The 14,491-nt window shown below is 61.4% G+C and carries 14 protein-coding genes; 4 read left to right on the plus strand and 10 right to left on the minus strand.

The genetic code is table 11. From position 1 onward, the window contains the following. Positions 1-5: 5 nt before the first annotated feature. Both OX459_RS20395 and glnA read right to left on the minus strand, forming a co-directional pair. The gene (locus OX459_RS20395) at positions 6-515 is read right to left on the minus strand and encodes a DUF4124 domain-containing protein (protein WP_306558298.1); all 510 of its coding nucleotides are present in this window, start codon (positions 513-515) and stop codon (positions 6-8) included. A 156-nt stretch (positions 516-671) separates the two neighbouring features. Continuing rightward, the gene (gene glnA / locus OX459_RS20400) at positions 672-2,087 is read right to left on the minus strand and encodes a type I glutamate--ammonia ligase (protein WP_070219258.1); all 1,416 of its coding nucleotides are present in this window, start codon (positions 2,085-2,087) and stop codon (positions 672-674) included. A 386-nt stretch (positions 2,088-2,473) separates the two neighbouring features. Here glnA and OX459_RS20405 point away from each other — a divergent pair, with 386 nt between their 5' ends. Beyond that, entirely contained in the window at positions 2,474-2,935 is a 462-nt protein-coding gene (locus tag OX459_RS20405; RefSeq protein WP_099665312.1) for a rhodanese-like domain-containing protein, read from the plus strand. Between the two features lie 173 nt (positions 2,936-3,108). After that, positions 3,109-3,393 carry a Fis family transcriptional regulator gene (locus OX459_RS20410; protein WP_289906350.1) on the plus strand — a complete coding sequence of 95 codons (285 nt, stop codon included), beginning with the start codon at positions 3,109-3,111 and terminating at the stop codon, positions 3,391-3,393. A gap of 13 nt (positions 3,394-3,406) precedes the next feature. Here OX459_RS20410 and OX459_RS20415 read toward each other — a convergent pair whose 3' ends face one another. Then, the gene (locus OX459_RS20415) at positions 3,407-4,759 is read right to left on the minus strand and encodes a TAXI family TRAP transporter solute-binding subunit (RefSeq protein WP_289906351.1); all 1,353 of its coding nucleotides are present in this window, start codon (positions 4,757-4,759) and stop codon (positions 3,407-3,409) included. Between the two features lie 131 nt (positions 4,760-4,890). On the opposite strand from OX459_RS20415, the gene OX459_RS20420 reads away from it, so the two are divergent. Further along, entirely contained in the window at positions 4,891-5,496 is a 606-nt protein-coding gene (locus tag OX459_RS20420) for a glutathione S-transferase (RefSeq protein ID WP_289906352.1), read from the plus strand. On the opposite strand, the gene OX459_RS20425 is transcribed toward OX459_RS20420, so the two are convergent. The 7 genes from OX459_RS20425 to OX459_RS20455 all read right to left on the minus strand — a co-directional run bounded on the left by OX459_RS20425 (position 5,493) and on the right by OX459_RS20455 (position 13,923). After that, the gene (locus OX459_RS20425; RefSeq protein WP_289906353.1) at positions 5,493-5,873 is read right to left on the minus strand and encodes a hypothetical protein; all 381 of its coding nucleotides are present in this window, start codon (positions 5,871-5,873) and stop codon (positions 5,493-5,495) included. The genes OX459_RS20420 and OX459_RS20425 overlap by 4 nt on opposite strands. A 63-nt stretch (positions 5,874-5,936) precedes the next feature. Then, positions 5,937-9,053, minus strand: coding sequence for a transglycosylase domain-containing protein (locus tag OX459_RS20430; RefSeq protein ID WP_289906354.1), 3,117 nt, complete (start codon positions 9,051-9,053; stop codon positions 5,937-5,939). A 364-nt stretch (positions 9,054-9,417) separates the two neighbouring features. Beyond that, positions 9,418-10,203 carry a molybdopterin-binding protein gene (locus tag OX459_RS20435; protein WP_289906355.1) on the minus strand — a complete coding sequence of 262 codons (786 nt, stop codon included), beginning with the start codon at positions 10,201-10,203 and terminating at the stop codon, positions 9,418-9,420. Between the two features lie 31 nt (positions 10,204-10,234). Further along, on the minus strand, positions 10,235-11,062 hold the full coding sequence (locus OX459_RS20440; RefSeq protein ID WP_099665319.1) for an EI24 domain-containing protein: 828 nt from the start codon (positions 11,060-11,062) through the stop codon (positions 10,235-10,237). Next, a complete protein-coding gene (locus OX459_RS20445) occupies positions 11,062-12,102 on the minus strand; it encodes a sterol desaturase family protein (RefSeq protein ID WP_289906356.1) in 1,041 nt (346 codons plus the stop codon). Before OX459_RS20445 ends, OX459_RS20440 begins: the two co-directional genes overlap by 1 nt. Beyond that, positions 12,099-12,881 (minus strand): polysaccharide deacetylase family protein, encoded by a 783-nt coding sequence (locus tag OX459_RS20450; RefSeq protein WP_289906426.1) that lies wholly within the window; start codon positions 12,879-12,881, stop codon positions 12,099-12,101. Before OX459_RS20450 ends, OX459_RS20445 begins: the two co-directional genes overlap by 4 nt. A gap of 70 nt (positions 12,882-12,951) precedes the next feature. Next, positions 12,952-13,923, minus strand: coding sequence for a beta-propeller fold lactonase family protein (locus OX459_RS20455; RefSeq protein ID WP_034760259.1), 972 nt, complete (start codon positions 13,921-13,923; stop codon positions 12,952-12,954). Between the two features lie 197 nt (positions 13,924-14,120). On the opposite strand from OX459_RS20455, the gene OX459_RS20460 reads away from it, so the two are divergent. Further along, the gene (locus OX459_RS20460; protein WP_034782471.1) at positions 14,121-14,477 is read left to right on the plus strand and encodes an FKBP-type peptidyl-prolyl cis-trans isomerase; all 357 of its coding nucleotides are present in this window, start codon (positions 14,121-14,123) and stop codon (positions 14,475-14,477) included. Positions 14,478-14,491 lie beyond the last annotated feature (14 nt).

Raw genomic sequence — 14,491 nt, forward strand, 5'->3', positions numbered from 1 at the left:
GTGCTTTACCGGATATTCGCGATCTCGCGTTTCAGGGCCTCGACGTTTTGCTGTGTCCGGCTAATGTTGTCCTTCAACTGCGCAACTCTTTCCTGGTATTTCGCGTAGTTACGCTCATTGCCCTGGCGCTCGGGCTGGCCGCCGTTAAATTCCAGGCGCTGCGCCGCCAGTTTCTGCTCTTCGCTGCGCAATTCGTCCTGCAGGATCTGGCGCCGATCCAGGTCGCGCGCGCGCTGCTCGGCGCCATCGACCTTGGGAAACGCGCCGGCGGCAGGCGCCGCCGTGGCCGCCGCCTGCAGGGCGGGCCGTACCGGCGCACCGGCCAGCGGCGCCGTCCTGCGTGGCGGCTCCGTCATGGCGCCCGGCAAATCGAGCAACTGGCAATGTTTGCCAGCACTCCTGTCCGTGTACGTCTTGTGTCCTTGCGCATCGGCGCACACATACAGCTGCCCGTGCGCCTGTGCCGCCGCGCCCAGCAATCCTGCCATCAGCGCCATTCTGTAATGCTTGGTCAATCTTCACTCCTGTCGGCTCGTGCCGCATCGTTCCTGGGCCGACTATACAACACCGCACTGTCACCGCCTTGGCGCCTTGCATAAAAAAACGCGGGCAAGACCATCGCCTCACCCGCGTTTTTTATTCACTACCGGCACATTGCCGGCGTGGCGCCATTACAGCGAGTAGTACATGTCGAACTCGGCAGGATGCGTGGTCATGCGCATGCGCTGTACGTCCTGCATTTTCAGTTCCAGGTAAGCGTCGATCATGGAATCGCTGAACACGCCGCCGCGGGTCAGGAACTCGCGGTCCTTGTCCAGGGCTTCCAGTGCTTCTTCCAGCGAAGCGCACACGGTCGGGATCAGTGCATCTTCTTCCGGCGGCAGATGGTACAGATCTTTCGAGGCGGCTTCGCCCGGATGGATCTTGTTGGCAACGCCGTCCAGGCCGGCCATCAGCAGTGCGGCGAAGCACAGGTACGGGTTCGCCAGTGGATCCGGGAAGCGCGCTTCGACGCGGCGACCTTTTGGATTGGCCACGTGCGGGATACGGATCGAGGCGGAACGGTTTTTCGCCGAGTACGCCAGTTTCACTGGAGCTTCGTAGCCTGGTACCAGACGCTTGTACGAGTTGGTGCCCGGATTCGTGATCGCGTTCAGTGCCTTGGCGTGCTTGATGATGCCGCCGATGTAGTACAGGGCGAAATCGGACAGGCCGGCATAGCCGTCGCCGGCGAACAGGTTTTTGCCATCTTTCCATACGGATTGATGCACGTGCATGCCCGAACCGTTGTCGCCAACGATAGGTTTCGGCATGAAGGTGGCGGTCTTGCCATAGCTGTGCGCCACGTTCCACACCACGTATTTCAGGTTTTGCGTCCAGTCGGCGCGCTCGACCAGGGTCGAGAACTTGGTGCCGATTTCATTTTGACCGGCGCCGGCCACTTCGTGATGATGTACCTCAACCGGGATGCCCAGCGATTCCAAGATCAGGCACATTTCCGAACGCATGTCCTGGAAGCTGTCCACTGGTGGCACTGGGAAATAGCCGCCCTTGACGGTAGGACGGTGGCCGCTGTTGCCGCCTTCGATGTCCTTGCCGGTCGACCACGAACCTTCGTCCGAACCGATCTTGACGAAGCAGCCCGACATATCGATCTTCCAGCGCACGCTGTCGAAGATGAAGAATTCCGGCTCAGGGCCGAAGTAGGCGGTGTCGCCCATGCCCGACGATTTCAGGTAGGCTTCGGCGCGTTTCGCGATCGAGCGCGGGTCGCGGTCGTAGCCCTTGCCGTCCGACGGTTCGATCACGTCGCACTGCATGAACAGGGTGGTTTCTTCCATGAACGGGTCGATATTGGCCGTGTTTGGATCCGGCAGCAAGATCATGTCGGACGCTTCAATGCCTTTCCAGCCAGCGATCGAAGAACCGTCAAAGGCGTGGCCCGACTCGAATTTGTCCATGTCGAAGTGCGACACGGGAACCGTCACGTGCTGCTCTTTACCACGGGTATCGGCAAAGCGGAAATCAACGAATTTGACTTCGTTTTCTTCTACCATCTTCAAGACTTCTGCGGCTGTCATTGCCATGCGTATCTCCTAAATGAATGTGGGGTGAGCCGACCTTAGTGCGTCTGGGCTGATGAAGCGAAGCAAACATTGCGTGCCACCAAAACTCATAAGGATCATAGCAGATTCCATGCCAGCTCCCGGAGCCCCCTGGTGCCGGCAACAAAATTACTGCCATCCCAGTGAAAGTTTTCCTGCCCGCGATTTTCATGCGCGTTTGCGTCGAATCAAGAATGCACTAAGCAAGTGCAAAAAACGAATAACGCACCATTATCGTGCATTTTGTGCGAATTACCGAAAAATGCCTCGTTGTGGTGCATGCGCCGTGCACCATGGATTCCCGTTTGCGGGGCGCGGACGGCGCACTATAATCGTACACACACCTGCCCACTTTCATCGAGGACGCCATGACCACCGCCGCCGACATCCTGACCACCGCCCGCAGCCGGGCCAATGAAGGTACGCCGTATGCCGGCGCCGTCACGCCGCAGGAAGCGTATGACTTGCTGCAAGGCGATGCCGCCGTCAAGCTCATCGATGTGCGCACGACTGCCGAGCGCGACTGGGTGGGCCGCGTCGACATCGCCGATACCCAGCATGGTGCGGTGCAGTGGGCCACCTACCCGGGCGGCGTGCCGAATCCCGACTTCCTCGCACAGCTGGCGGCCCAGGCCGGCAAGGATGAGGTGCTGCTGTTCCTGTGCCGCTCCGGCGTGCGTTCGCGCCACGCAGCCAAGCTGGCGACCGAACACGGCTATATCAACTGCTTCGACATCCTCGAAGGCTTCGAGGGCGACAAGGACGCCGACGGCCACCGCAAGCAGATCGGCGGCTGGTGCAAGGCAGGCTTGCCGTGGCTGGGCGCCTGACGCTGGCCGCTTGATTCTGGCCGCTTGACGCTGGCCGCCGAATTATCTGAACAGTGTTTGATCTGGCGGGCCACCATGCGGCCCGCCATCGGCTACAACCATCCATGTGCGCCCGCTTTTGCCACGCCGGACGACGACCTGGCGCTGGCCCGCAAACGCCACAAGGAATTGACATGAACGCCACCGCTCCCCACCTCGGCAGCAGTCTCGACGACTTCCTCAAGGAAGAAGGCATCTTTGAGCAAACGCAAACCCGCGCCATCAAGGAAGTGATCGCGTGGCAACTGACGCAGGCCATGCAGGAACAATCGCTGTCGAAGACGCGCATGGCAGCGCTGCTGCAGACGAGCCGTTCGCAACTCGACCGCCTGCTCGATCCCGGCAGCGACGTGACGCTCTCCACCCTGGAGCGGGCCGCCGCGCTGCTCGGGCGCAAGCTGTCGATCACCCTCGTCTAAGCAGGTTAAGCGCTCAGGCCGGCTCGCCTGCCTCTGCGGCCGGATGCTCGCCCATCAGTGTCAATATGCGCTTGCGCACGAAATTGATGTGACTGCGCAAGCCATACAGGCCATCGGCGAACGACAGGGGAATCGATATCTGGTTGACCATTTCCTCGATCTGGTCGAGCCGCTTCAATTGTTCCGCATACACGTGCGCGCGCTGCCCTTCCGGCACGTCTTCCAGCGCCTGCTCCACCGTGCGCAGCTGGCCATACCAGCGGTACACGCGCGAACGGATGCGCCACACGTACAGCGGCGGCACGACGCGCGACAGGGGCAGGATCAAGGCCCCGAGCGCTACCACCAGCACCCACATGCGGTCAAAGAAATTGGCCAGCCAGAAACTCATGTAGCGCTGCAACACGGGCGCGCCATCCTTGTAGAACTTCAACGCTTCCGGAGCCACGGGAATTTCCGTGTAGCGCGCGGACGGGAACTGCCCCTGCTGCTGGAACCACCCCGTGCCGCCATGGATGCCGGCCGCCGCCTGCACGAACAGGTCGACCAGGGCCGGATGCAAGTCTTCGCGCGCGACCAGGGTGGCCGTCGGCGCGATCAGGTGATAATCCTGCGCGGGAATGTTTTGCCCCAGGTCGACGATGCCACGCGGCAAAACGACATGCGTGAGGAAAGGCAGGCGCCGCGTGTACGCCTCCGCTTGCGAAAAATCAAACAGCTTGATGCCCGGCGTTTGCAGCAGCATCTGGATCAGCGGCGCTTCCGGCGCCGAGCTGAACACGAGACCGTCGATGCGCCCTTCCAGCAGTTCCACCGTGGCAGGCGTGTTCTGCAAGTCGCTCACCGTCAGTTCCTTGGCTTCCACGCCATTGACGGACAGCAACTGCCGGAACAGGCCGGGCACGCCCGTGCCTTCCGGCCCCAGGTTGATCTTCATGCCCTTCAATTGCGTCAGCTCCGTCACGGCCTTGTCTTCGCGCATGAACAGCCAGACGGGTTCCGTAAACAGGCTGCCCAGGGAGATGAGGCCGTGGCGCTCGGCATCTTCGTGTTCCGTCGAGCCACTTTGCACGAAGGCGATATCGGTCTTGCCCGCGTTCAAGCGCTGCAGGTTTTCCTGCGAGCCCAGCGACGGCTGCAAGGTCACCTTGATGCCGTGCCTGGCCAGGGTGGCCGCGTACTTCTTGCCGAACTCTTCATAGGCGCTATTGTCCTGCCCTGTCGACAGGGTTACCTTGCGCGGCGGCGCCGGGTCGACCAGCCAGTAAGCGAGCGCGCAAAACGCGCCGACCAGCAGCAAGGTGGGACCGGCGGTGGCGAGGAAATCGCGCACGGAAAAGCGGCTGAACGCGAGGATTTTGGACATGTGGTGGCGCATAGGTTTCATGGGTGGCTACGATGCCAAGAAAAGCTCAACTATGCAAGGCACTTTCACATGCGCGGCGTGGTCATTTCCGCTACAGTGGCAGATCACTCATTCGCCCTTCGGAGCCCTGCATGCTGAAAATTCTTGGAAAAGCCGCCTCGATCAATGTCCGCAAAGTCTTGTGGACGTGCGAGGAACTCGACCTGTCGTACGAACGCGAAGACTGGGGCAGCGGCTTTCGCGCCACGGACGACCCGGCCTTCCTGGCCCTGAACCCGAACGCCATGGTGCCCGTGCTGCTCGATGGCGACCTGGTGCTGTGGGAATCGAACACGATTTGCCGCTACCTGTGCGCCCAGGCGGGCCGCGACGACTTGCTGCCGAGTAATCCCCGCGCTCGCGCGGAGGTGGAAAAATGGATGGACTGGCAAATGGGCGACCTCAACAACAGCTGGCGCTATGCCTTCATGTCGCTGGTGCGCCACAGCCCGGCACACCAGGATGCGGCCCAGTTGGCGGCCGGTATTGCCGGATGGAACAAGATGATGGGCGTGCTGGAACAGCAGTTGCAGCGCACGGGCGCGTATGTGTGCGGCGAGCAATTTACCTTGGCGGATATCGTGCTAGGCCTGTCCGTCAAGCGCTGGCTGATGGCGCCCATGCAGCGCCCCGAGTATCCGGCCATCGCCGCGTATCACGCGCGCCTGGAAGGTAAAACGGCCGTGTTTGCCGGTTAATCCAGTTCGATTGCCTCGACCGTGCCGCCGATGACGTAGCAATCGCCATCGCGGCGCACTTCCTCCAGGGTCGCAGGGTCGTCGTGCGCATACGTGCCGTCGACATCCACGCACCACACGTCGCCAAAGCGCAGCAGCTTCACGCCGCAGCAGATGCGGTTGATGAAGTTGCCCGGCGTCTTCATCATCAATTCCCGCACGTCACCCACCGTGATGGCGACTTTGTGCCAGACATTGCCTTCCAGCCCATGATTCCTCGCGTACAACACGATGCGCACGCTCTGCACGCCTCGGGGTCCATATGCTTGCTCAAATGATACGAGCGCGCCATCGTCAAAACGGTGATATTGCGCAAAGATCTGCTGTGTTCTTTCCATGGATTCTTTCTCCTCCATAAAAAAACCGGCCCATTCAGGCCGGCTTTTTAATGCAGCAACGATTTAATTCGTGCACTGCTTGGCCACGCCTTCGGCTGGCGCAGGCGGCTCGATCAGCGGCATCAGGCTCGGCGCCAGCGACACCAGCAGTTGCACGGGCAAGGCGCTGGTGAAATCGTAGTTCTTCGATTCCGGCCCCCGCACATACGCCGTCATGCTGCCATAGAAGCGCTCGCCGATATTGAAGACGAACGTGGCCGAACGGTTCACGTAGCGCGACTCGATCAGGCGGCCGCCGGCGCCATACACGTCGAAGCGCTGGTCGCCCGTGCCCGTCTTGCCGCCCATCGGGATCGGCACGCCGTCGGCGCCGACAAACGCCGTCTTCGCCCGTTTCGCCGTGCCGTCCGACACCACTTCGCGGATGGCCTTGGCGACAGCTTTCGCCACGTCCGGCGACAGCACTTGCTCCGCTTCCACCTTCGTGCCCCGCTTGACCATGGTGTCGTACGGCGTATTGGCGGCGAAATGCATGGAATCGATGCGCACGCTGGGTTTACGCACGCCATCGTTGATGATGATGCCCATCAGCTCGGCCAGCGCGGCGGGACGGTCGGCCGACGCGCCCAGGGTGGTCGCGTAGGACGGTACAAGCGAATCGAACGGGTAACCCATCTTCTTCCACTGGCGGTGGATTTCCAGGAACCCTTCCACTTCCAGCAAGTTGGCGATGCGGCGGTCCTGCGCGTGCTTGCGGTGCGTATTGAACAGCCATTTATACACTTCCTGGCGTTCCTTTTCGCTGGCCGCCACCATCTGCGACAGGGTGGAACCTTCGTGCTGGCGCAGATACGCCACCATCCACAGTTCCAGCGGATGCACATTGGCAAGGTAGCCCCGGTCGGCCAAGGACCAGTTTTCCATCGCATACTGCTGGTACATCTTGGCCACGCGCTCGGGCGGCACTTCGTTTTGCGACGGCAAATTGGCGTTGAGGAAGTCGCCGAATTCCGCGACGGTGCCCTTCGGATTGATGGTGCGGAAGATATTCGCCAGGCGCACGGGTGTCGGGCGTATGCTGGCCAACAGGATCTTTTCCTGCTCGTCGACGCTCTTGCCGCGGTATTTCTGGTAGAAGCGGTGCAGGAATTCGCGCCCTTCCTTATCGGCAAAACGGCTCAGGTACTGGGCCCGGCGCGGATCGTCCGCGTCCGCCAGCAGCGAGGCCGAGGAATCGGGACGCGAAAACATGTAGTAGCGGGCCACGTCGCGCATCAGGCGCACGAACACCAGGTTGGTCGACTGGCGCAGCGCCTGCTGCACCGTCATGATGCGGCTGTCGTCGAGCTTGGAGAAGTTGCCGAAATGGTGCAAGCCGCCGCCCGTGAAGAAGCCTTCGCCCGGGTTGCCCGAATATTTGCGTTCCATGGCGGCCGCCAGCATGGCGGGTAAATTGCGCGCCTCGCCCAGCGGCAAAGGTTTCAAATAGGCAATTGCCCACTGCGACAGCATGTCCTTCGGATCGACGGCAATCTTGCCCAGTTCGGCGGCGCCCATGCCGCTGTAGCGCTGGTGCAACTGGTCGATGATGTCCAGGTAGGTGACCAGGGTGCGCAGCTTGGCCGTGGAACCGAGGTCCAGCTTGGCGCCTTCGTTGATGTCCAGCGGCTGGTCGTAGTTATCCGTCTGTACGCGCAGCAAGTTGGCTTGTTCGCCCTTTTGCAGCAAAGTAAAACTGTAGACCACATTGGCGGGGTCGCCATTGCCCAGCATGCCCTTGCCCGTCAAGCCGGCCGCTTTCGCCACTTCCGGGTCGCGCAGCTCGCGCAAGACCTTGGTGACGGCGTTCTGCGCCTGCGCGTCGAGCGTGCTGACCACTTTCAGGTCCAGGCGGTCCAGGTTGTACAAACGGGGATCGCCCAGCATGCTGGCCAAGTGGTTGCGCACGGCATTCGAGGCCTTGCGCGTGACGAACGAGGTCGACGCTTCCGATTGCACGCCCAAGGCCGTCGATGGGCGCAGCTTCTCGGCGATGGCCGCATTGCGCAGCTGCGGCGAGATCACGCCCGCTTGCGCCAGCAGGCGCAGATGGCTGTTGGTCAATTCTTCCAGATCGGCGCCGCCTGCCACCAGGTAATGCGAGGGACGGCGCTGCGCGATCAGCAAGCTCAGCGCCTGCTTGTAGGCGAGCGCACTGCCCGGCTGGTCCATATTGCCTTTGAGCAAAGTTTTCACTTCGGCAAATGGACGGCCATACCAGACCCACATGCCGTCGCCGATGCCGTTGACCTCGCCAAAGCCGCTCTTCGCCGACAGCGGCACGGTATTGAGGTAATTGACGACGATCTTGCGCCGCGCTTCCATGGTGTTTTCGCCATCCTGGTACGAGCGCAGGCTGGCCGACAGCATCTGCAGCAGCTTGTCCTGCATGGAACTGGTGCGGCCGTCTTCCGAATGGCGGTATTTTTCAATTTGCGTGGCCAGCGTGCTGCCGCCGCCGCCGCGGTGGCCGCCGAACAGGTTCAGCGCCTTGTCCAGAATCGCCTTGCTCAGGCGGTCCCATTCCACGGCCGGATTGCGCTCGGGCGTGCCCGGATCGAGCAATTCGCGGTTTTCGATGAACAGCAGGCTTTGCACGAGCGCGGGCGGCGCTTCGGCGAAGCCATCGAACATGCGCTCGGGATAGCTGGCCGCGAACAGGGGCGCGGCGCGGCAATCGAGGATGCTCAATCCCGCGCGGTTTTTCTCGTGATACGTGGCAAAGATGCCCCGGTCGACCAATTGCACCATCTTCGGCGACATGCGCGCCTGCGCCGTCACTTCATAGTCGCGCGCATTGAGCTTGCTAATAAAATCCGGCAAGCTGGCATAGCCGAGGCGCTCGTCATACGGGCCGTGCTGCGGATAGCGGATGGCGCCAGCCGGTGCGGGGCCGGGCTCGACCTTGAACGACAGCTGGCGGTCCAGGCGCGTGAAAAATTCCGCCTGCAGGGCCGACGTGCGCACTTCGCGCATGACGAACCAGGCCACGCCGGCGATCAGCGCCAGCAGGATGATGGCAAAGATGGGCCAGATGCGCGAACGGCGCTTCTTCGGCGGGCTCGCCGGCGGCGGCGCCTCGGCAGCTGGATCAGAGGGGGGCCGCTCTTGCGCGGCCAGATTGACGCCTGTGTCTTTCATGGGATGCTGGGGTAAGGTTGGGTTTGGACGGCGCGGGAAATGCGGCAGCGATACCGCTCCGCGCGGGATAAGACGAGAGCCAGCCAGGGCCGGTCACAACAAAGCTTGCTTAACATGATGTCCATACCGGTAAATCGAAAAAACACGCTACTGCACAGGCAGGCGACCCCGCGTTTGACACGCAAGGCCCCTGTTCACCATTCCACCACATCGGCATGAAAACGACTGACGAGCGCGCACAAAAATCTTGCTTCATTGAAGATTTTCGCAAAAAAACAACGTCTTGGAATGTACGCTTGCGTACATAGATGCACGGCGGGCTGGACGCCGGCAAAAAAGCTGCCGGCGCCGGGCTGGCTGCATGTCAGATGGTGGTGTATTCCGCCTGCAAGGTATCGAGTGCGGCGCACATCTGCGCGAAGGCGGCCGCCGCTTGCGCCGGCTCGCCCTTGACGCCCAGTTCGATATGCCGGCGCGTCTGCGCATCGCCCACGCTGGGCAAGCTGAAAACCTTGATCAACGGAAACTCCGCTTCCAGCCGCACCATCAGCGGCGTCAGCAGGGATTCGGCCGTTTCGTACACGAGCAAGGCATGTTCCGCATGCGGCACCTGGTTGAACAAATGGGGGTAATGCGTGTCCAGCACCCATTCGATCATGGGCCAGGACATGATGGGAAAGCCGGGCACGAAGTAATGCTCGCGCACGGCAAAGCCGGCAATCTTGTTGTACGGATTCGGAATCAGCTCGGCGCCTTCGACAAATTCCGCCATTTTCAGGCGGTGCAGGTTTTCCGGCGAGTTCAGATCGGCCGGCACGCCCGCCTCTACGCCCATTTCCGTGATGCGCTGCTGGATATTGATCTTGCCCTGCGGATGCAGCACCAGCGGCAAGCCCAGCGCATCGGCCGCCGCCTGGCGAGTATGGTCGTCCGGCGTGGCGCCGATGCCGCCAAAGCTGAAGACGATGTCGCCGCTGGCAAAGCTGCGCTTGAGCAAGGCGACCAGGCGGGCAGACTCGTCGCCCACGTATTCCGCCCAGCTCAGCTGCAATCCCCGCGCCTTGAGCATGTGCACCACTTTCGGGAAATGCTGGTCCGTGCGCTTGCCCGACAGGATTTCGTCGCCGATGATGATCAATCCGATAGCCATGAAGCTTCCTCGTAGAATTCGATAAAAATACTCAAGCGTCCGCCGGCGCCACGTCGGTCATGCCGCGTACGCCCCGCAACCGCGACAGTGCTTCCAGGCAGTAATACTGGAACCACAGCCCCGTAAAGATGAAGATCAGCACATACAGCCAGATGGCGAACGCCGCCAGGAAGGGGAAGAACACCACCGACATCGCGCCCCCCATCCACAGCAAGCCCGGCACGGCGCCGGCCGCGCCGGACACCATGCCGATGGCCAGCAGGGGCCAGCGCTGCGTGCGCATGATGGCGTGGCGCTCGTCCACGCTGGCGTAATCGGCCATGGCGTCATACGCCATCACGCGATAGGTCAGCCAGCCCCACAGCACGGCTTGCCCCGCCAGGGCGGCCGGCGGAAACGCGTACAGGGGCAGCAGGATGACCCAGGCGACGATAAAGAGTAAAAACGTGGCCAGCGAAGTGCCGACGCTGCCGAGCAGGCTGCCGCCATGCTTCTTTTCCAGCTGAGGAAAGTGCCGCCCGCCGATATGGCGGCCGATGGCTGGCATGGCGAACAGGCCCATGAAGATCAGCGCCGTCAAGATCATCAGCGGCAGCAGCATGAACATGGCGATCAGCGGCACGATCACGGCTTTCAGCACGCCCAGGCCGAAGGTAGTCAGCACCTGGCCGCTGGTGCGGAAGAAATCGTACTGCGTGAACAGCGCATGCAGGCTGTCGATCAGCGGCTGCAAGCCCACGTACAGCAAGCCGCCCCACAGCACCAGCGACAGGATGAACGGCGCCACGCTCAGCAGCAGTATCCTGCCATGCAATTGCGACAGGAAAGCACGGCCATACGAATTCAACACATTACGCATCAACGGCGTCCTTTTCGTTTAATTCTTGCAAATTCCACCATGCGGCGCAGGCCCAGCCATTGCTGCTGCCAGAATCCGCGGCCATAGTTGCGCCCCGGCCGGCCGACACCGTTGCTGTCGATGCGGGCCAGCTGGTCGCGCACGCCCGTGCGCGCATAGCCCGCCGAGAAATTCGCGGTGCCCAGCAGCATATCCCAAATCGGCAAGACCACGCCGAAGTTGCAACCACCCATGCTGCCCTTGCCTTTCGACTCGTGCCCCACGCCGATCGCGTGATGCGTGCGGTGGAAACGGGGCGAGATCAAGAGCCGCTCGCCGATGCGGCCGAAGTGTATCCTCACATTTGCGTGCTGCAAGCTTTGCAGGATGCGCGAAATCGACACCAGCAGCACGTACTGGCCCGGCGGCACGCCAATGCCGAGCGCCACCAGCGCCATCACCACGTCGCGCAGGAAGTCATCGAGCAAGTGGTTGCGGTCATCGCTCCACAAATTCATGTTTTGCTGGCTGTGATGCAGGCTGTGCAAGCCCCACCACCAGCCGAAATGGTGCGAGGCCCGGTGGTAGCAATAATCGACGAAGTCCAGTATCACAAAATAAATGATAAAACTGAGCAAGGGGCTGATGCCGGGCAACAGCGATTCCAGATTCAATGGATGGATATTGTCGAAGCGCAAGGCGCCCGCCAATGCATCCATCAGCGGATCGAGCGTGAAGAACACCACGACGGAAAACAGGCCGACGCGGTGCAGCACCGTATAGAGAAAATCGTTCCAGCGGGCGCGCGGGTCCGTCATCTTTTGTGCGGGAATCAAGGCTTCGAGCGGACGCAGCACGAGAAACAGCAGCACCAGTTCGCACAGGCCGATCAGCAGCCACTCCGTGCCCTCGAACGCTTCTTCCGTGAATTCGCCAAAGCCCAGGTGATACACAAGCGGGTTCACCACCGTCTGGAACAGCCAGCCTTGCGCCGCGCCAAAGGCGTCGACCACGGCATCGATGACGGGCGTGACGAAGCTGACGATGTCGGCGGCGATCATGGCTGGCCCTTCTTCTGCGCATAGGCAGGATGCTCGCGCAGGGTGGCAAAGCAAAAACCTTTGTCTTGCAGGCCGGAAATCAAGGCGTCCAGGTTGGCCGGTGCCCACGGCTCCTTGCGCGACCAGATACCCATGTGTGCAATGAAAATGTCGCCGCTGCGCAAGTTCGCCAGGGCTTTTTTCAGCAGCGTGGCGTTTGGATACTTATCACTGGGTAATTCATCGCCCGAATAGCCGGCCGGCGCCCAGCCCGCGTGCTGGTAGCCGCAGGCGCTGCCGGCCGCCAGGGTGCGCGGCGACGTGTAGCCGCCCGGCGCGCGCCAGAACGGGTCGAGCTTGCGCCCGGTCAGCTCCTGGAAGCGCGTATCGACGCGGCGCAATTCTTCGCAGAACTGCTGATCCGTGAACGAGGCCAGCTTGCCGCCATCCTTGCCGAACTGGGGCTTGACCTGGATCAAGCCGTTGGCCAGATCCTTCTTCCAGTACACGTGGTCAAACGTATGCGTGCCAAACGCATGGCCTTCGGCCACGCGGGCTTTCCAGTACGGCGCCCACGAGGCATCGAGCGAATAGTCGCCGCGCGTCGTCTTTTCATTGGCCAGGAAGAAGGTTGCCTTCACATGGCGTTTGTTCAGCACGTCGGCGATCAGCTGCGCTTGCGACTGGCTACCCGTGTCGAAGGTCATGTAGATGGCGCCCTTGCAGGCAGCCGGCGCTGGCGATGCAGCTGCAGATGCGGCTGGGGCAGCAGGTGCGGCGGCATGTGCGGGCGACAGCATGGCGTTGGCGCACAGCAGCATGGCGGGCCCGTGGCCCGCGAAAATGAAGCGTTTCATCATCACCAGCTCATCACATGCGCGGCGAGTGGGTGGCGAAATACACGCCATGGGGCGAGCGGCCCACCGGGATGGTCTTGATCACCTTGCGCGTGGTCAAGTCGATCACGGCCACTTTCTTGATCCAGCGCAACGTTACCCACATGGTCTTGCCGTCCGGCGTGATTTCCATGCAATCTGGGCCGCCCGGCACATTGATGGTGCCCACGTTTTCCAGCGTTTGCTGGTCGATGATGTTGATGGTGTTCGACACGCGGTTCGAGACGAACGTCATGCGGTTGTCGCCCAGCGCGCGGAAATTGTGCGTGCCGGCGCCCGCCTTGATGCGCTTGACGGTCTTTTGCGTGCGCCAGTCGATCACTTCCACGTAATCGCTGCCCATGATGCCCACCAGCAAATGCTTGCCATCGGGCGTCATCGTGATGCCGGCCGGCGCCGGACCGACAGGCATGGTCCATTTCACCGTTTGCGTGGCCAGGTCGATGGCGCTGACCTGGTTGCTGCCCTGCTGCGTAATGAAAGCCATGGTGCTGTCGGCCGTGAACGCCATATGACTAGGCAATTTTGGCAGCGGGATGCGCTTGGCCAGGGTCAGGTTCTTGCCGTCGTAGCGGTACAGGTCGATGCGGTCCAGGCGCAAGGAGTTCGAGATGAACCATTTCTGGTCCGGCGAAAAGCCGATCTGGTACGGGTCGAGGATGTTGCTGATGCGGCGCTGGATCTGGCCCGACACAGGGTCGAGGAAGATCAGCTCGTTGCCGACGGAACTGGCGACGATCAGCGACTTGCCATCCGGCGTTTCCATCAGATGGTGCGGTTCCTTGCCGACGGCAAAGGTGGACAGGGGAGCATAGGTTTTCTGGTCCAGCAGTTGCACCGTAGCATCACGGGAATTGAGCACCACCACCACTTCGGCTTGCGCCGTCGATATTGCGGAAACCAGGCACAGCGAGGAAAAAACAAGGCGGCGTAGACTGCGGAACATGGCAAAAATCACTGTTAAATACAAAACATGCATTTTACGTGGAACACTGTATTTATTGTGTGAAATCCCCCCTTAAATGCTGCCGGCAGCCACACATCGCCGTAATTTCCGTTTTTTCCCCGTCCCAGGCCTGGAATGGCGCTTTGCAACTCATTGCTCTACAATCTGAAGCTTTCATCGCCTACACAAGGATAATCATGACCACCACCACTACCGCTTCCGGCCTGCAATACATCGACACCACCGTTGGCGAAGGCGCTGAAGCGCAAGCCGGCAACAATGTTGTCGTGCATTACACGGGCTGGCTGCAAAACGACGACGGCAGCGCCGGCGCGAAATTTGACTCGAGCAAGGACCGCAACGATCCATTCGAATTCCCGCTGGGCGCCGGCCGCGTCATTCAAGGCTGGGACGAAGGCGTACAAGGCATGAAAGTGGGCGGCAAGCGCCAACTGATCATCCCGGCAGCACTGGGCTATGGCGCACGCGGCGCCGGCGGCGTGATTCCACCGAACGCCACCCTGATTTTCGACGTCGAACTGCTGGGCGTATAAGCACCGACTCCGCA

Origin of the sequence: Janthinobacterium sp. SUN026 (genome assembly GCF_030397625.1) — a bacterium.
Classification (GTDB): Bacteria; Pseudomonadota; Gammaproteobacteria; order Burkholderiales; family Burkholderiaceae_D; genus Janthinobacterium; species Janthinobacterium kumbetense.